Below are 18,803 nucleotides of genomic sequence, written 5' to 3'. Positions count from 1 at the left end.
TCGCAAAGATTTCCAGTCGTAAACATGAAGGGCAAACCATGAAGAAATACACGACGATCGGTGGCGTAGCGCTCGCAGCAACGCTTATGCTGACGGCTTGCGGCGGGGGAACGCCGTCGGGTCCGGCCTCGCAGAAGGCCGAAGCGAGCGGAGGCGATATCAGCAAGCTGATCAGCGTCAACGCCAAGGAAGCAAAGGACCTGGAGCAGGGCGGTACGCTCACGCTGCCAACCGTGGATCTAGGGCCGGATTTCAACAATAATTCCAACGTCGGGAACAGCGCCGCAACCTCAGCGGTGCTGACCCCCGTCAATCCGGCCGGTCTTAGCAGCGGCGGTATCGGCGGTTGCTGGAAGCTGGACTTTGACGGCAAGGCTGAGCCAAATAAGGACTTCTGCGAAGAGGTAAAGAGCGAAGTCAAGGACGGTAAGCAGACCATCACCATTAAGGTCAACGACAAGGCCACGTGGAATGATGGCACCCCCATCGACGTCAAGACCTTCGAAAACACGTGGAAGATGTCCCGCGGCGAAGACAAGGCGATTGACATAGTTAACCCGGGGTCATATCCCTTTGTTGATTCGGTCAAAGCCGGTGCCAATGACAAAGAAGTCATCGTCACCACTACTCAGCCGGTCTACCCGCTGGAGGACTTGTTCTTCGGCCTGATCCACCCGGCCGTCAACACCGCGGAGATCTTCAACAAGGGCTTTGCCGGCAACATGCGTCCCGAATGGATGGCTGGCCCGTTCAAGGTGGAGAACTACGACACCACCGCGAAGACCGTCACCATGGTTCCCAACGACAAGTGGTGGGGCCAGAAGCCTGTTCTCGAAAGGATCATCTGGCGCCAGATGGAACCCAGCGCAACCATCGCCGCCTTTAAGAACGGCGAAATTGATGCTACTGACGCTCGCTCCCTGAGCCGCTACAAGCAGCTTGAAGGAACCAAGAACGCCGAGGTACGCCGCGGTCAGCGACTGTTCGCCGGTGGTCTCAACCTCAACGCCGAGCGGCCTGCCCTCGCCGACGTTGCCGTCCGCAAGGCGATCTTCACCGCAGTGGACCGCAAGGCCATCCGCGATGTCCGCTTCAACGGCCTGAACTGGTCCGAGGAAAGCTCGGGCTCCATGATGCTCATGCCGTTCTCCGAGTACTACCAGGACAACTACCCCGTGAAGGAGACCGGCGCTGAGGCTGCCAAGAAGGTCCTGACCGATGCAGGCTACACCGCCAACGACAAGGGAATCATGGCCAAGGACGGCGTCCCGGTGTCCTTCAAGGTCACTTACTTTGGAGACGACCCCACGCAGGCTGCCACCTCGCAGACCCTGCAGAAGCAGCTCCAAGCCGCTGGTATGGACGTGTCCATCGACCAGCGCGGTGACGCTGACTTCCAGAAGGTTCTGGGGTCGCGGGAGTTTGATCTGACGATTTCGGGCTACACCGTTAGCGCGGATGCGACGAGTGGCGTTAAGCAGTTCTACGAGTCCACCACCAACGAAAACAAACTCGGCGATGCTGAGCTGGACGCTGAAATCAAGCGCCTGGCAACCATTGCTGATGACAAAGAGCGCAACAAGGCCGCCATGGAGGTAGAGAAGAAGCATATGGAGAAGTACTTCTCCATGGGCACTGTGTTGAACGGCCCGGAGATCCAGTTTGTGCGCACCGGGTTGGCCAACTACGGTCCGTCCCTGTTCAAGAGCCTCTCCAACGTTCCTGACTGGACCACCATCGGTTGGGAAAAGGGCGCCAAGAAGTAGACCTCCGGCTGCAATTTCCCAGGCTGCAATTTCCTGGAGTGCAATTTCCCAAAGTGTAGTTTCCTGAAGGCCGGGAACTCCCTGAACCTGTTCATAGGCTCGGGAGGTTCCCGGCCTTCGCCGTCCCCAACCCTCGATCACATCCCGAGCCCTTCACCCCAACCCTCACTCACATCCCGAGCCCTTCACCCAAACCCTCGATCACCCGGTGATAGAGGGTTGGCGTGAAAGGGCTGTTACGTGAGAGAGGATCGGTAGCCTAGGGTCATGACTACCCAGCCGATCCGTACCGCCGTCGAAGGTTTTGGCCTGTCGGGGAGCGTCTTCCACGCGCCCTTCATCGCCAGTAACCCCGCCTACGAACTGGCCGTCATTGCAACCTCGGACGCCGCAAGGCAGGCGAAAGCCAGGGACCGCTACCCGCAAGCCACTGTCGTCCAAACCCCGCAGGACATCCTGGCATTGGCCGACCGGCTGGACCTCATCGTCCTGGGCACTCCGCCCGCAACCCACTTTCCGCTTGCGAAAGCGGCGCTGGAAGCCGGACTCGACGTCGTCGTTGACAAGCCGTTCACGGTCCGCAGCGCGGAGGGCGAGGAACTGATCCACCTGGCGGCGAAGCTGGGCCGCGTCCTCACCGTGTACCAAAACCGGCGCTGGGACGGCGACTCGCTCACCGTGAAGAAACTGCTCGACGCCGGCACGCTGGGTACCGTGACCAGGTTTGAGGTGGGCATGGAGCGCTGGGCGCCGGAGATCGCCAAGGCGTGGAAAGCCGGCGCCACGGCGGCAGATGGCGGCGGCGTCCTGTTCGACCTCGGCACCCACGTCCTCGATCTGACTCTTCGTTTCTTTGGACCCGCCACGGTCACTTATGCAGAGATCGCGGCCCGGCGCCCCCAAGAGTCAGCCGATGATGACGTCTTCCTGGCTCTCCAGCATGAGTCCGGCGTGGTCAGCCACGTCACCATCAACCTCAACAGCCACCTGCACGGCCCGCGCTTCCGCATCCTGGGCACAGAGGGAGGCTTCGTGAAGTTCGGTACCGACCCACAGGAGCCGTTTATGCTGGGCGGCGGGCTGCCTACGGACGCGGACTACGGCGTCGAGCCTTCAGAAAACCATGGAACGCTGGAACGTAACGGACAGCGCGCCACCATCCCTACCGAGCGCGGCGCCTACCCAGAGTTTTATCGGATCCTCGCCGAAAAGCTCGACGACGGCGGCACCGCCTCCGGGCTTCCGTCACCTGTGGATCCGGCCGACTCCGTTGAGGTGCTGAAGTTGATTGAGCAGGCCAGGGCTCTGGCCGCTCTGAGCCATGAGTGACACCCAAATTCGTAGCTGACCTCGAAACGCACTGAGGACACCTGGATCCGCGTGGCAGAAGTCTATATACAGGGCACGAACGAATTTGCGTGGCCTCAGCCGAACAGGCCCCGGAAAAAAGAATTTCGGACAACGCGTAACCTCACCGGCGCCACGAACGATGTAAGGGGAGTGCGGGCCACGTCCGCACGCTGATCATCCGGTCGCGACCCAACCGTGACCGGGGCAATCCCAAAATCGTTTGTCGGAGGGTTTCATGTCCTTGTTCACTATCCTTGCCACCAGCAAAGTCGCCGCGGGCGTCTTGGCTGCCGGAGCCGTAGCTGCCGGTGGAACCGGTGTTGCTGCCTTCAATGGCGCTCTTCCCACCGAAATCCAGCAGACCGCGCATGACCTCGTTGGTGCGCCGGCCCCGGTTGTCGAGAAGGCAGCCGCCGCCGATGCCGCAGCAGCCGATGCCGCAGCCGCCGCCGATGCCGCAGCCGCCGCCGATGCCGCAGCCGCCGACGCTGCCGAGACGGCCAAGGCCAAGGCGACTGACGCCGTCGAGACCGCGCAGTCAACAGCAACTGAGGCCGCCGAAGCCGGCCAGGCCAAGGCCACCGACGCCGTCTCCGATGCCAAGGCAGCGGTAGAAGACGCAACGTCCCCGGAGGCTTTCGGCCTCTGCACCGCATTCCTCAATGGCGGCCTGGACTCTGACGCCAAGCTTCCGGGCTTCGAGTCCCTGACCATCGCCGCCGGCGGCGAAGCCAAGGTGGAGGCGCACTGTGAGGCCGTGGTTGAGGCCGCTAAGGTAGCCGGCCTGAAGGCTGACGGCTCGGCGAAGGCAGAGGCCGACGTCGACGCCTCCGTAACGTCCGAACTCCCGGCAACGCCTGCAGTTCCGGCTGTGCCCGCGGTACCTGCCGTTCCCGCCACGCCGGCTGTCCCGGCTGTCCCGGCCGTCCCTGCGACGCCTGAGCTGCCCACCCAGGTTCCCTCCGAGGTCCCGGCTGTTCCCGGAACGCCCCTCGATTCTGTCCGCTAAGCAAGCAGCGGTTACGGTTTAAGGGCGGGGCTCCTTGGCTTAGTACAAGGAGCCCCGCTACGTAGTGTGGGACGGAGGCATCCACGGGTGCTTGACCCTTTGGCTGATGAATATGTGCAGGCGGATCAGGACGATCCCGCCCTGCTCTTCACGGCTGCCTACAATAACTTCGCCGGACCGGTGTTTGGCTACCTCCGGGCACGCGGCGTGGACGACCCCGAAGCCGTAACCCAGGACGTATTCCTGGCCCTGTATCCCAAGCTGGAATCACTCCACGGGGGGCTCCAGGGGGCCAAAACCCTGTTGTTCTCCATAGCCCATGCGCGGATGGTGGACCACTACCGGAAACGCGAACGAACGCCCGATTCCACTCCGTACGAAGCGGACCTGGACGCACGGCGATCGCCATCGGCCGAAGACCAGGCCTTCGGACGGGTTGCCGGCCTGGGCGTCACTGAAATTTTGGATGACCTCCCCGACGATTACCGGGAGGTCCTGGCCCTCCGGGTCGTCGCCGACGTGTCGGTGGAAGATACGGCGGCGATCATGGGTAAGTCCCAAGGAGCCGTCAAACAGCTACAGCGCAGGGCATTGAGTGCACTGAAGAAGCGTGCACTACTAAGGAACGGCACATCATGAGCGAACAATTTGCGCCTCGCGGACGTCACGACCAGCAGGCAATCGACCACCTGCTGGCCGACTCAGGCTTCACCGGCGACGCCGAGCTCCGCACTGAACTGCTCGGGCTCCGTTCCCTGGCCAGCACTGCCCCTGTGCCGTCGGATGCTGTTCGCGCGCTCATGGTCAGCAGCCCGGCTGCCATCACACAGCAGATGACAGCCACTCCGCACGTCACAGCAACCCGGCAGATCACGACGGCGGACGGCCCGGCTGCGTTGTCGGGTTCGCCGACTGCGGTCCTCGCCACGGTTGGCGCGGAAACCGGCCCGGAAACCGTTCCTGAATCCGGTCCTGAATCCGGTCGTGTGGACGAACTTGCCGCCCGGCGTCGTAAGAAGCGTCGGACGGCCATCGCGGGTCTCGCCGTTGCTGTGTCCTTGGCTGGCGGCGCTACCGCTGCGGTCGCTGCCGAGGGCGGCCTGCCGGGCGCTTTCCAGCATCTCGGGGCAGCAATTGGTTCCGTGGTCTCGCAACTAAACCCCGGTTCCGGTGCGCCTCGGCCCGATGCCCCCGCAGGCACCACTCCCGAGCCGCTGCCTGTCCAGGAAGAGCCGCAGCAAGCTCCTGCCACGGTCCAACCCCAGCCGATGCCGGCCGTACCAGGCAGCCCTGCCGTTCCCGCTCCCCAGCCGGAACCCGGTGGAGCGCCCCCGCACGACCCCAACACACCCAAAGTGCCGTCACACAAAGAGCCCGGAAACGGCGTCATCCCGTCGCCTCCGGTGTTGCCCGTGACACCACCGGAGATCGACCCGTCCAAGATCGATCCCTCCAAGATCGACCCCTCCAAGCTTGGTCCCTCGGGCGTTCCTGTGCCGGTTCCCTCGCACCTGATTCCGTCACTCCCGGCAAACCCGGACCTCCCCGGGAAACCTTAATCGTCTGATCCGTTCCCGGCCCGCTATTGCGTTGTTGGGCCCCAACGGAGAAGCGGCCTCGGCACGTACTTGTCCACATAGGATGCATCACCGATGGCTGTCGGCCACCCCTGCGCCAACGATGGGTACATGCAATCACAGAAACTCGATGCTCTTATCGCCGCACAGTGGCCGTCCACCCTCGTTGCCTCTACCCCCGAGCTTGCGGCCAAGGGCATTGGGGACCGCGCGCTAACCGCGGGAGTACGATCCGGAAAGCTCCTGAGGTTGAGGCGCGGTGCCTATGTCCGGACAGTTGATTGGCGTCACCGCAAACCTTGGGAACGGGAGCTACTACGGATTCAGGCCCATGCTTGCAGCATCCCGGGCCGAGCCACGTATAGCCACCTGAGTGCTGCCCGGCTCCACGGGTGTCCTGACTGGGAAGGTGGCCCGCAAGTGCACGTCACCACGCCGTTCTCCCCGGCCCAGGCAAGTTCGGGTGTGGACGTCGTTGCCCACGGCGGGCCATTGAACCCGGAAGAAATCACGGAAATTCCCTCGTCATGGGGACGCCACGCCAGAGTCACGAGCCTTGAACGCACAGTGATCGACTGTGCGCGAACTTTGGAGTTCGAGACCGCAGTCGTTATCGCAGACCAAGCCCTCAGGCGAGGGGCCGATCCAGGACTCATGCAGGAATATCTGGACAGCGGGAGGATCACCCGCGGCGCCCGGCGGCTGCGCAGGGTTCTCGGCGCAATGGACAAGCGATCCGAGTCGGTGGGGGAGTCACGCACTCGCCTGATTCTGGAAAAGTTGGGCATTCAGGTGCCTGTGCTGCAGCTGGAGGTGGAGACAGGAATCGGTACCTTCCGGGGAGACTTTGGCTGGCCGGAACAGAAGGTGATCCTTGAGTTCGACGGCCGGGCCAAGTACTTCGACTACGCGCCCACGGAAGAGGTCATTTTCGAAGAACGTCGCCGCGAGAAAGCCCTGATTGCCATGGGCTGGGAGGTTGTTCGAATCGAGTGGGCCCACCTGCACAGGCCGTGGGAACTGGATCAGAAGCTCAGGGTGGCCTTGGGTAGGCGTCGAAAGGCTGAAGCGCGTTAAACGCGGGAAGCCCGCTGTTCCGTTGCCGGGCAGCAACGGAACAGGGGGCCAACGACGTTTCCGTCGCCGCGAAGCTTGGGCTACGCGGAGACCAGGGTGTGCCAGTCGTTGACGAGGGGCAGGTTGTGCGCCTCGGAAACGGAGTGGTGTGCCACGTGGCCAGCGGCGATGTTGAGGCCGGCCGCCAGGGCGGGGTCGCGGTCGAAGGCGGCCTTGACGCCCAGGTTGGCCAGTGCCACGGCGTAGCGCAGTGTGACGTTGGTCAGTGCGTACGTGGAGGTGTTCGGAACAGCGCCGGGCATATTGGCAACGCAGTAGAAGATCGAGTTGTGGACCTTGTACGTCGGTTCCTGGTGGGTGGTGGGGTGCGTGTCCTCGAAGCAGCCGCCCTGATCAACAGCGATGTCCACCAGGACCGAGCCGGGCTTCATGCGGGCAACCAGTTCGTTGGTGACCAGCTTGGGTGCCTTGGCGCCCGGGATCAGGACGGAACCGATCACGAGATCTGCGTCGATGACTGACTTCTCGATCTCGTAGGCGTTGGAGGCAACGGTCTTCAGGCGGCCCTGGTAGAGGGCATCGAGTTCCCGCAGCCGGTTGATGTTGATGTCCATGATGGTGACATCAGCACCGAGGCCCAGCGCCATGGCGGCGGCGTTGGTTCCCGCAACGCCGGCGCCGAGGACAACAACCTTGGCCGGACGTACACCCGGTACGCCGCCCAGGAGGACGCCCTTGCCGCCGGCCGGAGCCATCAGCGAGGAAGCGCCGACCACGACGGACAGGCGGCCCGCGACCTCCGACATCGGGGCCAGCAGCGGAAGGGTGCGGCCTTCCTGCACGGTTTCGTAAGCGATGGCCGTGACGCCCGAGTTGATGAGCTCGGCGGTGAGCTCGGGCTCTGCGGCGAGGTGGAGGTAGGTGAAGAGGATGAGGCCCTTGCGGAAGCGGTGGTACTCAGCCGCGATGGGTTCCTTGACCTTCATGACCATGTCCGCGCGCGCCCAAACGTCATCTGCTTCGTTGACGATTTCGGCGCCGGCAATTGAGTATTCCTCGTCGGTGATGCCTGAACCGAGGCCTGCGCCGCGCTCAACCAGAACGGTGTGTCCGTGGGTGCGGAACTCGTGGACCCCGGCGGCCGTGATGGCTACGCGGAACTCGTTGTTCTTGATTTCTTTGGGGACACCGATGATCATCTGTGGGCTCCATCGCTAGCGGCCTCTTCGGCCGAAAAATGTGTTGCGGGCTGTGATTCCAGAATAAATCCGGCTGTGAGGCAGGCGACACGGACGTGGAGCTGCCCGCACAAGCAGACCCCGTAAATTCAACGATCTTCTGTGGCGGTGCTCGACATTTGTCGAGCGCTGAAGCGTCAAGTGTCGCCTGCTGTTGGTACGCTTTGAAGGATGCAGCAGGACGTGGAACAGATCGTTGAACGTGTGGCCTTGAAGCTGGGCCGCGGGCTCTCCTTGGAAGACCTCGACGGCGTTCTTCTCGCCTATAGCTCCAACCAGTCGCACGCCGACCGGGTCCGCGTGAACTTCCTCCTCAGCAAGCGGGTCCCCAGCGACGTCAGCGCCTGGCAGCTCGCTCACGGCATCGCCACGGCCGTGCGCCCGGTGGTGGTTCCCGCCAATGACGAACTCGGCATGTTGGGCCGCGTCTGCGTGCCACTTCTGGTGCGCGGTTTCCGCGTCGGTTACCTGTGGGTGCAGTTGGACCTCGAAGAACAGAGTGCGACGGCGATCCTCACCGAATTGCCCGGCGTGCGGGACGAACTGGACCTGTTGGCAGGCTTGCTCCTGGATTCCAATACGGCCGAATCGGAGTTCAGGCGAAGGCGTGAGCAGGAATTCCTGTCGGCCTGCGGTGGCGAATCGAACGCTGTGGCCGCCGTCGCGGGGTGGAAGGAAATCCAAGGGCGCGGTCCGTGGCAACTGGTGACCATCCTCGACCCGGAGGGCTCGAGGTCCGACGTCGATCCCATAGCCGCAACCCTGACGCACCGATCAGCGGCGCTGCAGTCCACTATTGGGGTCAATGCAGCCTTGTTCAGCGCCGGGACGGAGACGCATTCGGTGGTGTTGTTCCGCGAGTCGGGTGGCCGGGCGGACCATGCCCAGGTGCTGGTGCATTATCAACTGGAACTCGGAAAGAGGGCCGGCCGCAAGGTGGACAGGGTGATCCTGGGCATCAGCGAACCCTTCCAAGTCATTCGGCAGCTGTCGGGGGCCTACCGTCAGGCGAAGGTTGCTGCGCAAGCGGCGGCAGTGGACCAGCCCTTGGGAGAGCTGGTGGACAGCCGGACTGTTGGCGTCTACCAACTTTTCGATCGCCTGGTGGCGCCCGGAGGTTGGGACGACACGGGTTCGGTGCATTTTCAGACCCTTGAGGACCAGGACAGGAACGGCGAACTCCTGCCCGTGCTGGAACTGCTGTATGACAATGACGGCTCAGTGCAGGATGTGGCCGCCAAGCTTCACCTCCACAGAAGCAGCATCTACAATCGGCTCGGCCGGATCCGCCAACTCATCGGTGCTGATCCGTTGAGTGGCGCGATCCGGCTCGAGTTACATGCGGCCCTGAAGGCGCGGCGCTGGGCAGGGCGGCCGCGGATCTGAGCTTAGGAGCGCCGAAACCGCTGGCAGCTCCAGCGTCCCATCCTGCGACGGAACGTGGCCGTCCGGCTGCTGCTGCAGTACCGGCTGTGCCATCCCACATGACTGGCCATGCGGGGCAGGCGGGTGCTCATCCGAGGACGTCCTGGGCTGCATTCAGGATGTCCTGAAGCGCCGAGCCGCTGGGCTGCGGTGCCGAGCCGCTGGGCTGCGGTGCCGAGGCGGCCTGCGGCTTGCCCGGCCGCGGCTTGGACGTGGGCGTTGCAGTTTCCGTTGGGGTGGGTGTGGGCGTCGGCGTGACCGTTGGAGTCGGCTTTGCAGTTCCCGTTGGTGTGGGCGTCGGAGTCGTGGGAGGCGTGGTGATGGTGTCCGACGGCACCTCGCTCGGGGCGGGCGCCGGCTGGGCTGGAACGGGGCTGCTCGCACCTGGTGCGGGGGAGGCTGCCGAGGCCGCCCCTGACGGAACCCATACCGGGTCGGCCAGGGATACCTTCGGTGTCGGAGCCGACGACGACGACCCTGCCGTGGGTGCCTCCGCCAATGTCGCGGGTTGGCCGGCTTCCGAGGAAGCAGTGGCAACTGACGAGGGTGATGGCGACGACGCGAAAGGCGACGAAGCGGTGGAGTAGGAGGCGCTGGGCGCAGGAGAAGCGGAGCCCGAGTTCCTGCCTGCGCTTGCTTCCTGCGCGGGGGTTTCCTGGCCGAAGAACGGAAGCTCGAGGGCTTGCCCCAAAGTTCCCGCCGTCAGCGCGAGTCCAAGTGCACCTGCAACCACTGCCATGCGTTGGCTCATGTGCTTCACCGACGCTGCTTTGCGAAGGGCTGCGTGGGGTTCGCGGCCAAATGAGGACGTCGAGCCGATGCTGGACTGGGTTGCCGCGGGGGCAGCAGCCTGCCTGCGGGCATCCTTGCGGCTGGCCAGCGATGCCGCCGCCGTTGCGGCTGCAGCAACCTGCGCAGGGGACTTGCCGCGCGGAGATTCAGTGCGCGGTGACCCGGCAGACACCAAGGGAATGGCCGCCGTTGTGGGTTCCGGCGTTGCAGGCTGCACCACGGGAATGGCCGCCGTTGTGGGTTCCGGCGTTGCAGGCTGCACCACGGGAATAGCCGCGGTGGCGGGTTCGGGCGTGCTGAGTTCCAGCGAACCCGGCTTAATATCAGCTGCCGGAACAATGGGGATCGCAGAGGTAGGAGGCCCGGGTGTGGTGGACCTCGGAGCAACTGCCTGGGCAGCTTGCTCGCCTTCGGGCTGTGGCGCCGATGCTTCGGGCGCGATCACTGCCTGGGCCGCACGCTGCCGCTCGGCCGCACGTATTTCCGCACGAGTGGCAGGCGCCGCGACGGTGGGGATGAATGCGGTGGCGGGTTCCGGCGTCGTGCCTGTTGTTCCGGGCGCAGCGGCGGAATCGGCCGGCGAACTGTCAAGGAGTCCGCTGGGTTGGGCCCGACGGCGTCCGGTTGGCTTGGTGCGCGCGCCTTCAGTTTGGGCGCGGCGCGGCTGATCCATGGTTGGGGACATGGTGGTTGCCTCTCAACGCCTTCGAGGTTAGCTGTCGGGTTCGGACGAGGCCGTCCGGCCGCCTAAGCGGCTTCACCCCGAGGGCTTGGATACCAAGCCCGGGAACTGTGGGTCCCCCGCCTCTGCCGCGGGTCTGGCGGATCCCGGATTGCGGCAGAGCTCGGCGTCAATCCGGAAGCGGCCCAGCGGAGATACGGGTCGCCCTACGACGGTACATGAGCCGGAAAGTAAAGTCACATTAATGTAACGGGCGGTACGTCTGCCCAAACGACAGGTTTCTATGACTTAGGCTTCGGGGCCGGTGCGGGAGCGGGCAACTCATGCTGGATCCTCTGGATTTGCACTGCCTGGTGAGTTTCCGGCCGGAAGATTTCATCCGCTACTCCCAGCATTCCGCCGGTTGCTCCGCGGCGAACTTTGCCCGGGCTGCTCCCACGCAATGACCAGTACCAGAGCCCGCCCAGCAGGGCCGGAACTCCCAGCACTGCTGCCAACACGAGCAAGATATCCATGGCCTAACACTAGCTTCGTGGTGCGCCTGCAGGTAGACATTGACTATGGACCTGCCTGTGATGCCGCCCGTCTCGCCCATGCTCGCCAAATCCGTTCCGACCATTCCCGATGTTGGGCACTATGAGCCCAAGTGGGACGGGTTCCGGACCATCGTCTTCAAGGATGGGGACGAGATCATTTTGGGCAGCCGCAATGAGAAGCCCATGACCCGCTACTTCCCCGAAGTGGTGGAGGCGCTCAGGAAGAACCTTCCGGACAAATGCGTGATCGACGGCGAGATCGTCCTGATCGAGGGCAAAAGGCTGGAGTTCGAGGTGCTCCAGCAAAGGATCCACCCCGCCGACAGCAGGGTACGGATGCTGGCCGAGAAAACCCCGGCATCCATGATTGCGTTCGACATCCTCGCCCTCGGCGATGAAAACCTTATGGACAAGCCCTTCTCCGAGCGCCGGTCCATCTTGGAACGTGCGCTGGCCAAGGCTGAGCCGCCCGTTTATGTGACTCCGGCTGTAACGGATCTCGACCGGGCGCAGGAGTGGTTCGTGCAATTGGAAGGCGCGGGGCTGGATGGCGTGCTGTCCAAGCCGTTGACCGGGGCCTATCAACCCAACAAGCGCGTGATGTTCAAGACCAAGCACGAGCGCACGGCTGATTGCGTGGTGGCAGGTTTCCGATGGCACAAGACCGCGAAGGTTGTGGGCTCGATGTTGCTGGGGCTTCACGATGACACTGGCCGCCTGCATCATGTGGGAGTGGTGGCATCGTTCCCCATGGCCAAGCGCGAAGCCTTGGTGGCTGAGCTTGAGCCGTACCAGGTTGAACTCGGTGAGCACCCGTGGGGCGAGTGGGCCAAACAGGACGAGGCACCCGGGGGTTCGCGCATGCCCGGCGCCCAAAGCCGGTGGAGCGGTGGAAAGGATTTCTCCTTCGTCCCACTGCGCCCCGAGCTGGTGATCGAGGTGGCGTACGACTACATGGAGGGGGACAGGTTCCGGCATACCACGCAGTTCCGGCGCTGGCGGCCGGACCGTACTCCGGAGAGCTGCACCTACTCTCAGTTGGAAGAGCCTGCTGAATACGATCTCGGGGAAATCCTGAAACTGCAGTAGCCGGGAGCCCGTAAGGACGTGGTGAACCCGCTGTTACGTCGCTGGCCAGCAACGTAACAGCGGGTTGGCAACGTAGCTACTCTTCGTGCCCTTGATCGCTGCTCATGCTGCCTTCGGCGGGCGGGGTTTCTCCCGGGGGTACTCCGCCGCCTGGCTCCAAGCCCGTGACATTGCCGTCGAGGGGGTCGGGGTTGGCGGAGGCTGCGGGATCCTCGTCCTCATCCTGGCGCATGTCGGGATCCTCGTGGATGCTGTCGGCGTCGGACGTAGTGTCGAAGGGCCCTGTAGCGCCCGTTGCGCCGAAGCCCTGGGTTTCCTCATTCAAGTCTTTATTAGTCACGATCAGCCCTTTCGTAAGCAAACTTACTAATGCGCTTGCTTTGCCAGCCTAGTCGGCAGGCGCTGGCCCAACAAGCAGGCGCTGGCCCAACAAGCAGGCGCAACCCCAAAAGGCAGGCGCAACCCGGGCGCCGGCGTCGTGCGTTAATGCTTAGCGGTGAGGAGTCGTGGCGGTGACGAAGCTTCGGATGGCATCCGCTACAGCCATGGGACGCATGTGTTGCGCCACGTGCCCCACCCCCGGAATCTCCACCAAACGCCCCTGGGCTACTGCCCTCGACAGCCGCAACGCCCAATCCGGGCCTGCCACATGGTCGCGGCTCCCACGCAGAACCAGTACGGGCACCTGCACTCCGGCGAGCCGTTTCTCCGTGGGGTAACTCATCATGACGGGAAGCTCGCTGAGATACCAGCGTGGACCACAGCGGAAGTAGTCCGAGATGACAATCCAATTGGACGACGGACTCTCACGGAGTAATCCGTCCAAAAAGAGCGCCAAGGACTGCCGGCGAACGTTCTTGTGCCGCGAGTCCACCACCGGCCCCATCAACACCAGCTGACTGATCTGCTCCGGGGCATGCAAAGCCGCTTCAATGGCAAATTGCACTCCCATGGAGTGGCCCACCAGCACGTAGGAATCGATGCCGCAGGTCTTGAGTGTCTCCGCAATGAAAGCGCCGTAATCCTCCACGGACAGCTGGCGGCCAGGCTTGGGTGTCCCGCCAAAGCCGGGCAGGTCAAGCGAATAGGTCGGCGCGCTCGCGGCCAGTACTCCGTGTAACCGCGCCAAGTACCGATGCGATACGCCAATGCCGTGAATCAGGATGTACGCAGGCTCGTTCCGGGGTTCTGCGCCCGGCTCCGGCGGAGGTGCGCCGTCGGTCCAGAGAATCCGTCCGGTCAGGCCCATGACGTCGACGTCGGCGGACAGCAGGCTTGCGGTCTTGGCCCGGGCATTCACACGCGCGTTCACACGTTTCCCAAGTGCTGCAGGAACACCGGAGCCCCTGGCCCGCCCACTTCTTCGTGCCCGATGGGCCGGCCGGATATCGCCAGCAACAGGGCTATGGCGGGACCTTCAACCGTGGGGCCGTTGCCATGATCGAAAGGCGTGTCAGTGGCTACCAAGCGCCAACCCTCCGCAATTTCCTTGCCTCCACCCATTTTGGTGGTGGTCTTCACCTGGTAGCTGAGGGCGGTGGCCACGTGCTCCGCGGGGTAGTCGCCCCGGATTCCCAAGGGGCGCCGGATGTCCTCCCCATGGACGAACGCCTCAACCAAGCGGGTGGCCAAGCTTGCCGGCGGGCCGGAGGTTCGCGAAAGCACAGCGCGCAGCCCGTTCAACGTCTGCGCCGGTTCCGCGGTCTTTTCGCGCTCCACTCCAACGGCGTTGTCGTGGTCAAAGTCCATCCGGGCGGCAATCATCCGGCGAATGAAGTTCAGCCGCGTCGTCTTGGCGCTGTCGACCACGTGGGCCAGGACATCGTGGACGTCCCAACCGGCACAGAGCGATGGCGTCTGCCATTGAGCTGCCGGAAGAGGCTCCAAGTCCTGTAACAGGGCGCGGCGTTCTCTGTGCACCACGGGCCAGACGGCGGAAGGTTTACTCGAAGCCATAACGCTATTCAACAGCATGCCGGGATTGGTGGTCGGCTAGGGTCTCGCGTCGCTTTCTTCCGCGGCGTCGTCTCCTGCGCCGGCCTCGGCCTGCTGTTTCTTCCTTTGCGTTGCCAGCCACGCCATGATGGCAGCCTGCCGGATTCTTCGATGAGTTCCCCGGTACTCCACCGGGATCTCGCCGCGGTCCGTCATGTTGCGCAGATAAGTGTGAGAGATGCCCGCGAGTTCGGCGGCCTGCGATGTGGTGAGCATTTCCTCCACGCTGCTGACCGTCACCGTTTCGCCACGGCTCAGTCTCGCGAGGAGATCGACGACGGCGTCCCTCGCCTCGTCCGGCAGGCGGTGGACCGTGCCGTCCACGAACACGGTGATGTCGTTGCTGTCCTGGAGGGAGCGTGCCAGATTCCGGGCGTCGTCGGCAGGAAGGCCGGCCGTCACGCGGGGAGCTATCAGTGCCATGGCAGAAGCCTAGCCTGTGGGAGCCGGGCGGGAGTTAGCTGCCCATTTCGATGGTTCCCTGCCGGCAGGGCCGTGCGCCCGGCATGAGCTGCAGGGAACCCACCAAACGGGCGCCACGGAACCTACAACGACGCCCGGAGCTCGGCGGCGTTGGCCAAGTCCCCTGCCAAGGCCTCACGTTCAGCGGGCGTCAGCGTAAGCGCGTCCACGGTATCCAGCACCGGTATTGCGAGCTCGCGGTGCCCGCTGCGCCCGTGAAGCTCAGCGAGATACACCAGCAGGGGAAGCTTTTCGGCGTCGGTGGCATCCGGGTGCCGCAACAACCCGGTCTCGATGACCGATATCGCCACTGCTTCAGCGCCGCGCGCATCGCCTTGTCGGGCAGCGTTCAGCAGGACCCTTTCCAAACGGGTTTCCGAGCCCTTGCCGTCTTCCTCTGTTGCCCCCAGGGCATAGATCCGTAGCCAGTTCCCGCCCGGATCCACCACGGTGAACCCGGCAGCGGTCCCCTGTTTCCGTCGCGGCCGGGTGATCCGCGGAAGTCCGGAAACCGGCAACTTCCCGAAGGCCGCGCGGAGGCCGGCAGCGAACTCGTCGAACAGCACGCCTGTGTCCGGGACCAGCAGGATGGCGCTGCCATGGAGTTCTCGGGCTCGAAGGCTTCCAAGCCGAAAAAGTGGAGGTCGATCCCGCCCCGGTTAAAGCACACGTAGGGGTTGGGTCGGGCCTGCTGGAAGGTCATTGTGAAGCCCAAGGCCTCGTAGAACGGCACGACGTCGTCCACGTTGCGGCAAGGGAGGATAGGGATCACGTGCTCGTTCATAGCCCGAACCTACTCCCAGCGGTACGAGCAAGCCAGCTCATTTAGATGGCTCGCTGCAGGCAAGACGATTCCTACCGTCTTAGCTGCAGCTGGCCATCGAAATGGCCCTCCCGGAAATGGGCCCTCCGGCCGAAGGCTACTCCGCGTCCAGGTCCGTCTCCAGCAGCTTCACCAGTGTGTCCAGCGCGGCGTCCGCACCGTCGCCCTCCGCCCTGAGCACAACGACGTCGCCTTTCGCGGCGCCAAGCGTCATGAGCGAAAGGATGCTGGCGGCGTCGAGCGCGTCATCGGCAGGGTCGCCTTGCATGGCAATGGTGACCTCAACCGGCTGCTCGCCCGCGGCTTCCGCGAACAAGGCGGCCGGACGGGCATGCAGGCCGGAGCGGCTGGCGATGGTGGCTGTGCGTTCGGGCATGGTTTCTCCTTTGACAGAAACAAACAGAAGTTAGAGGCCGAGTTCTTCGAGCACGGGGAGCTTGGCGCGGACCCAGTCGCGTGCCTCCAGAGCGCTGGGTGCGGACAACGCGAGTTGCGCCAGTTCCTGCGCCTGCTCCAGGGTCACGGTTTTCAGCACAGTCCCGACGGCGGCCAAGGAGCGCGCGGTCATGGACAGTGTGGTGACGCCCAGGCCGGTCAGTACGACGGCGAGGGCCGGGTCAGCGGCAGCCTCACCACAGACGCCGACGGGCTTGGCGGCACCCTCACGGCCTGAACTTTCCTGTGCAGCACCTTCAACTGTGAGCTGCACGAGCCTGAGTACAGCAGGCTGCCATGGCGTGTTGAGTTCAGCCAGGGGTCCGAGCTGGCGGTCGGCGGCCATGGCGTACTGGGTGAGGTCGTTGGTTCCCAGCGAGGCGAATCCCACTTCCCGCAGCACGGTGGCAGCAGTCAAAGCGGCAGAGGGAACTTCCACCATGACACCCGGCGTCTGGATTCCAGCGGCGGCACAGAGCGAGGCGAAACGTCCGGCTTCGGCAGCCGTGGAGATCATGGGGGCCATGACCCACACGTCAGCTTCGGATTCGGAGGCTGCCCGCGCGATGGCTTCGAGCTGACGCTCCAGGACACCCGGGGTGGTGAAGTCGGTGCGGTAGCCGCGGACACCCAGCGCAGGGTTGGGTTCGGTGGCGTCAGTGAGGAAGGGGAGGGGCTTGTCGGCGCCGGCGTCGAGGGTGCGGAGGACGACTTTCTTGCCCGGGAACGCATCGAACACGGCCTTGTAGGCTGCGGCTTGCTCGTCAACGGAGGGCTCGGTATCCCGTTCCAGGAAGCAGAACTCGGTGCGGAACAGGCCGACACCCTGGGCGCCCAAAGCGGCAGCTGCCACGGCATCCTTGGCTCCGCCCACGTTGGCGAGGAGGGGCACCAGGTGGCCGTCCGCCGTCGTGCCGTTTCCGTCGAATTCGGCGAGGGTGGCGGAGGTTTCCGCCCAGGCCGTAGCTGCGGCACGCTGCTCATCGGAGGGCGAAACGGCAACAAAGCCAGCCGCGCCGTCTACGTAGACCTCGGATCCGTCGGGCAAGGAGTCCACGCCGTGAGCGGCAACCACGGCAGGCAGTCCGAGCGAACGGGCGATGATGGCCGTGTGTGACTGCGGGCCGCCGCCTGAGGTCACCAGCGCCTGTACCACCGAGGGATTCAGTGTTGCGGTGTCGGCGGGGGCGAGGTCCTCGGCCACCAGGATGAAGGGCGTGTCAGAGGCGGGGATGCCGGGAGCAGGAACTCCACGGAGTTCGGCCACGATCCGGGCGCGCACATCCAGGACGTCGGTGGCGCGCTCGGCCATGTAGCCGCCCAGGTTGTGCAGCATTTCGGAGACCGAGGCGCCCGCTTCCCAGATGGCCCTCTCGGCAGAGGATCCGGCGTTGATGAGCTTGCTCGCCGATTTCAGGAGCATGGTGTCCTTGGCCATGAGGGCTGTGGCTTCGAGGACGGCCTTGCCGTCGCCGGAAGCGCTGTCCGCACGTCCCTTGAGCTCGTCATGGACGGCCTGCGCAGCCGCTTTCAAACCCGCGACGGCGTCTTCCGGACTCACGTCCGCGGCCAGGCGTTCTCCCGACGGCGGTTCGCTCACCGGCTTGGGCATCTGGCGGACGGAACCAATGATGCGGCCAGGGCTTACCCCTACTCCTTGGAAATTCTGCACTGAATCCTCTGTTCCTGCTTGTTGGTTCAGGCCCGCCGGCGACGGCACCGGGAGCCTCGGAAACTAGCCTACAAAATTCCTTTGTGAGCCACTTCATATAGCAACGCTATAGGTGCTAGGGTAGCGGTTATGAGTTTCGATGACCAGCTTCCGCCCAAAATTCGGTTGCTTCGCGCAGCTGCCGAGTTGCTGGCGAATTCGGAGGGGTCAGCGGTCTCAACGCGCCAGATCACCAAGCTTGCCGGGGTCACGGCGCCAACGCTCTACCACCACTTTGGCGACAAAGAAGGCTTGTTCGACGCCGTCGTATCAGCCGGATTTGAAGAGTATGTGGCGGGAGAGCGGGATTTTGCACCGTCCGGGGAGCCGTTGGAAGACGTCCGGCGGATGTGGGATAACCACGTCCAGTTCGGGCTGACGCAACCCCATCTATACCTGGTCATGTTCGGCAACATCAGGCCGGAAAGCCGCCCTGCAATCGTGGCCGATGCTGAAGCGCTTCTGGAAGAAATGCTGAACAAGGCCGCTATTTCCGGTCAGATCAACGTGCCGCCCCGCGAAGCGGCCCGCAGCATCCTGGCGGCCAACGTGGGCGTCACGCTCATGCTGATCGCAGAACCGGTGGAGGAACGGAATCTCGAGCTCTCAACGATGACCCGGGATTCCATGATTTTTGCCGTCTCCACGGACACCGCCCGTGGCGCCGCAGGGGACGACTCCGGTAAGTCGTCCGTAGTTGTTGCGGCAATCGCCCTGAATGCGGCACTGCAGGCCTCGCATTCGGACCAACTATCCAGCTCTGAACTGAAGCTTTTCCTTGAATGGCTTCACCGCATTTCCAGCAGCTCCTAAAGGCTGCGCTCTCTCGATCTATA

Annotated in this window: 18 protein-coding genes, 1 pseudogene and 1 riboswitch; of the genes and pseudogenes, 9 read left to right on the top strand and 10 right to left on the bottom strand. The window is 64.0% G+C overall.

Annotated elements, in window-relative coordinates; all coding sequences use genetic code 11:
• Positions 1–38 precede the first annotated feature (38 nt).
• The 6 genes from ACLRGI_RS12780 to ACLRGI_RS12755 all read left to right on the top strand — a co-directional run bounded on the left by ACLRGI_RS12780 (position 39) and on the right by ACLRGI_RS12755 (position 6,779).
• Positions 39–1,766, top strand: coding sequence for an ABC transporter family substrate-binding protein (locus tag ACLRGI_RS12780; RefSeq protein ID WP_419202019.1), 1,728 nt, complete (start codon positions 39–41; stop codon positions 1,764–1,766).
• A 267-nt stretch (positions 1,767–2,033) separates the two neighbouring features.
• On the top strand, positions 2,034–3,095 hold the full coding sequence (locus ACLRGI_RS12775; protein ID WP_419202018.1) for a Gfo/Idh/MocA family protein: 1,062 nt from the start codon (positions 2,034–2,036) through the stop codon (positions 3,093–3,095).
• 256 nt (positions 3,096–3,351) lie between these two features.
• Positions 3,352–4,125 carry a hypothetical protein gene (locus tag ACLRGI_RS12770; protein WP_419202017.1) on the top strand — a complete coding sequence of 258 codons (774 nt, stop codon included), beginning with the start codon at positions 3,352–3,354 and terminating at the stop codon, positions 4,123–4,125.
• Between the two features lie 87 nt (positions 4,126–4,212).
• Positions 4,213–4,764 carry an RNA polymerase sigma factor gene (locus ACLRGI_RS12765; RefSeq protein ID WP_419202016.1) on the top strand — a complete coding sequence of 184 codons (552 nt, stop codon included), beginning with the start codon at positions 4,213–4,215 and terminating at the stop codon, positions 4,762–4,764.
• Entirely contained in the window at positions 4,761–5,684 is a 924-nt protein-coding gene (locus tag ACLRGI_RS12760) for a superantigen-like protein SSL4 (protein ID WP_419202015.1), read from the top strand. Before ACLRGI_RS12765 ends, ACLRGI_RS12760 begins: the two co-directional genes overlap by 4 nt.
• A 129-nt stretch (positions 5,685–5,813) precedes the next feature.
• Entirely contained in the window at positions 5,814–6,779 is a 966-nt protein-coding gene (locus ACLRGI_RS12755) for a type IV toxin-antitoxin system AbiEi family antitoxin domain-containing protein (RefSeq protein WP_419202014.1), read from the top strand.
• An 80-nt stretch (positions 6,780–6,859) separates the two neighbouring features.
• On the opposite strand, the gene ald is transcribed toward ACLRGI_RS12755, so the two are convergent.
• Positions 6,860–7,978: an alanine dehydrogenase gene (ald, locus tag ACLRGI_RS12750; RefSeq protein ID WP_017198625.1), complete on the bottom strand. Its 1,119-nt coding sequence runs from the start codon at positions 7,976–7,978 to the stop codon at positions 6,860–6,862.
• Positions 7,979–8,188: 210 nt separating this feature from the next.
• On the opposite strand from ald, the gene ACLRGI_RS12745 reads away from it, so the two are divergent.
• A complete protein-coding gene (locus tag ACLRGI_RS12745; protein WP_419202013.1) occupies positions 8,189–9,403 on the top strand; it encodes a PucR family transcriptional regulator in 1,215 nt (404 codons plus the stop codon).
• A 127-nt stretch (positions 9,404–9,530) separates the two neighbouring features.
• On the opposite strand, the gene ACLRGI_RS12740 is transcribed toward ACLRGI_RS12745, so the two are convergent.
• Together ACLRGI_RS12740 and ACLRGI_RS12735 are read right to left on the bottom strand one after the other, a co-directional pair.
• The gene (locus tag ACLRGI_RS12740; RefSeq protein WP_419202012.1) at positions 9,531–10,919 is read right to left on the bottom strand and encodes a hypothetical protein; all 1,389 of its coding nucleotides are present in this window, start codon (positions 10,917–10,919) and stop codon (positions 9,531–9,533) included.
• Between the two features lie 2 nt (positions 10,920–10,921).
• Positions 10,922–11,068, bottom strand: a riboswitch (cyclic di-AMP (ydaO/yuaA leader).
• Positions 11,069–11,197: 129 nt separating this feature from the next.
• Entirely contained in the window at positions 11,198–11,431 is a 234-nt protein-coding gene (locus ACLRGI_RS12735) for a hypothetical protein (protein WP_419202011.1), read from the bottom strand.
• A gap of 45 nt (positions 11,432–11,476) precedes the next feature.
• On the opposite strand from ACLRGI_RS12735, the gene ACLRGI_RS12730 reads away from it, so the two are divergent.
• A complete protein-coding gene (locus tag ACLRGI_RS12730) occupies positions 11,477–12,541 on the top strand; it encodes an ATP-dependent DNA ligase (RefSeq protein ID WP_419202010.1) in 1,065 nt (354 codons plus the stop codon).
• 76 nt (positions 12,542–12,617) lie between these two features.
• Here ACLRGI_RS12730 and ACLRGI_RS12725 read toward each other — a convergent pair whose 3' ends face one another.
• The 7 genes and pseudogenes from ACLRGI_RS12725 to ptsP form a co-directional block, all read right to left on the bottom strand.
• Positions 12,618–12,881: a DUF6480 family protein gene (locus tag ACLRGI_RS12725; RefSeq protein WP_419202009.1), complete on the bottom strand. Its 264-nt coding sequence runs from the start codon at positions 12,879–12,881 to the stop codon at positions 12,618–12,620.
• A gap of 150 nt (positions 12,882–13,031) precedes the next feature.
• Complete coding sequence (locus tag ACLRGI_RS12720; protein WP_419202118.1) at positions 13,032–13,790, bottom strand: alpha/beta fold hydrolase; 759 nt, start codon at positions 13,788–13,790, stop codon at positions 13,032–13,034.
• Between the two features lie 59 nt (positions 13,791–13,849).
• Positions 13,850–14,515: a maleylpyruvate isomerase family mycothiol-dependent enzyme gene (locus ACLRGI_RS12715; protein ID WP_419202008.1), complete on the bottom strand. Its 666-nt coding sequence runs from the start codon at positions 14,513–14,515 to the stop codon at positions 13,850–13,852.
• An 18-nt stretch (positions 14,516–14,533) separates the two neighbouring features.
• Complete coding sequence (locus tag ACLRGI_RS12710; RefSeq protein WP_419202007.1) at positions 14,534–14,959, bottom strand: helix-turn-helix domain-containing protein; 426 nt, start codon at positions 14,957–14,959, stop codon at positions 14,534–14,536.
• A gap of 122 nt (positions 14,960–15,081) precedes the next feature.
• A pseudogene (locus ACLRGI_RS12705) lies at positions 15,082–15,782 on the bottom strand (DUF8817 family protein).
• A 136-nt stretch (positions 15,783–15,918) separates the two neighbouring features.
• On the bottom strand, positions 15,919–16,197 hold the full coding sequence (locus tag ACLRGI_RS12700) for an HPr family phosphocarrier protein (protein WP_419202005.1): 279 nt from the start codon (positions 16,195–16,197) through the stop codon (positions 15,919–15,921).
• 30 nt (positions 16,198–16,227) lie between these two features.
• Complete coding sequence (ptsP, locus tag ACLRGI_RS12695) at positions 16,228–17,928, bottom strand: phosphoenolpyruvate--protein phosphotransferase (RefSeq protein ID WP_419202004.1); 1,701 nt, start codon at positions 17,926–17,928, stop codon at positions 16,228–16,230.
• Between the two features lie 129 nt (positions 17,929–18,057).
• Here ptsP and ACLRGI_RS12690 point away from each other — a divergent pair, with 129 nt between their 5' ends.
• Positions 18,058–18,780 (top strand): TetR/AcrR family transcriptional regulator, encoded by a 723-nt coding sequence (locus ACLRGI_RS12690; protein WP_419202003.1) that lies wholly within the window; start codon positions 18,058–18,060, stop codon positions 18,778–18,780.
• Positions 18,781–18,803: the final 23 nt, after the last annotated feature.

Origin of the sequence: Paenarthrobacter sp. PPS72 (genome assembly GCF_048537125.1) — a bacterium.
Lineage (GTDB): Bacteria > Actinomycetota > Actinomycetes > Actinomycetales > Micrococcaceae > Arthrobacter > Arthrobacter nitroguajacolicus_E.
Note: the sequence above shows the minus strand (reverse complement) of the source record. Positions and strands in the feature narration are given on the sequence as shown.

Coding starts and splice junctions, on each gene's coding strand:
- ACLRGI_RS12780 (WP_419202019.1), top strand. CDS start 39: ATGAAGAAATACACGACGATCGGTGGCGTAGCGCTCGCAGCAACGCTT.
- ACLRGI_RS12775 (WP_419202018.1), top strand. CDS start 2,034: ATGACTACCCAGCCGATCCGTACCGCCGTCGAAGGTTTTGGCCTGTCG.
- ACLRGI_RS12770 (WP_419202017.1), top strand. CDS start 3,352: ATGTCCTTGTTCACTATCCTTGCCACCAGCAAAGTCGCCGCGGGCGTC.
- ACLRGI_RS12760 (WP_419202015.1), top strand. CDS start 4,761: ATGAGCGAACAATTTGCGCCTCGCGGACGTCACGACCAGCAGGCAATC.
- ACLRGI_RS12755 (WP_419202014.1), top strand. CDS start 5,814: ATGCAATCACAGAAACTCGATGCTCTTATCGCCGCACAGTGGCCGTCC.
- ald (WP_017198625.1), bottom strand. CDS start 7,978: ATGATCATCGGTGTCCCCAAAGAAATCAAGAACAACGAGTTCCGCGTA.
- ACLRGI_RS12745 (WP_419202013.1), top strand. CDS start 8,189: ATGCAGCAGGACGTGGAACAGATCGTTGAACGTGTGGCCTTGAAGCTG.
- ACLRGI_RS12740 (WP_419202012.1), bottom strand. CDS start 10,919: ATGTCCCCAACCATGGATCAGCCGCGCCGCGCCCAAACTGAAGGCGCG.
- ACLRGI_RS12735 (WP_419202011.1), bottom strand. CDS start 11,431: ATGGATATCTTGCTCGTGTTGGCAGCAGTGCTGGGAGTTCCGGCCCTG.
- ACLRGI_RS12730 (WP_419202010.1), top strand. CDS start 11,477: ATGGACCTGCCTGTGATGCCGCCCGTCTCGCCCATGCTCGCCAAATCC.
- ACLRGI_RS12720 (WP_419202118.1), bottom strand. CDS start 13,790: ATGGGCCTGACCGGACGGATTCTCTGGACCGACGGCGCACCTCCGCCG.
- ACLRGI_RS12715 (WP_419202008.1), bottom strand. CDS start 14,515: ATGCTGTTGAATAGCGTTATGGCTTCGAGTAAACCTTCCGCCGTCTGG.
- ACLRGI_RS12710 (WP_419202007.1), bottom strand. CDS start 14,959: ATGGCACTGATAGCTCCCCGCGTGACGGCCGGCCTTCCTGCCGACGAC.
- ACLRGI_RS12700 (WP_419202005.1), bottom strand. CDS start 16,197: ATGCCCGAACGCACAGCCACCATCGCCAGCCGCTCCGGCCTGCATGCC.
- ACLRGI_RS12690 (WP_419202003.1), top strand. CDS start 18,058: ATGAGTTTCGATGACCAGCTTCCGCCCAAAATTCGGTTGCTTCGCGCA.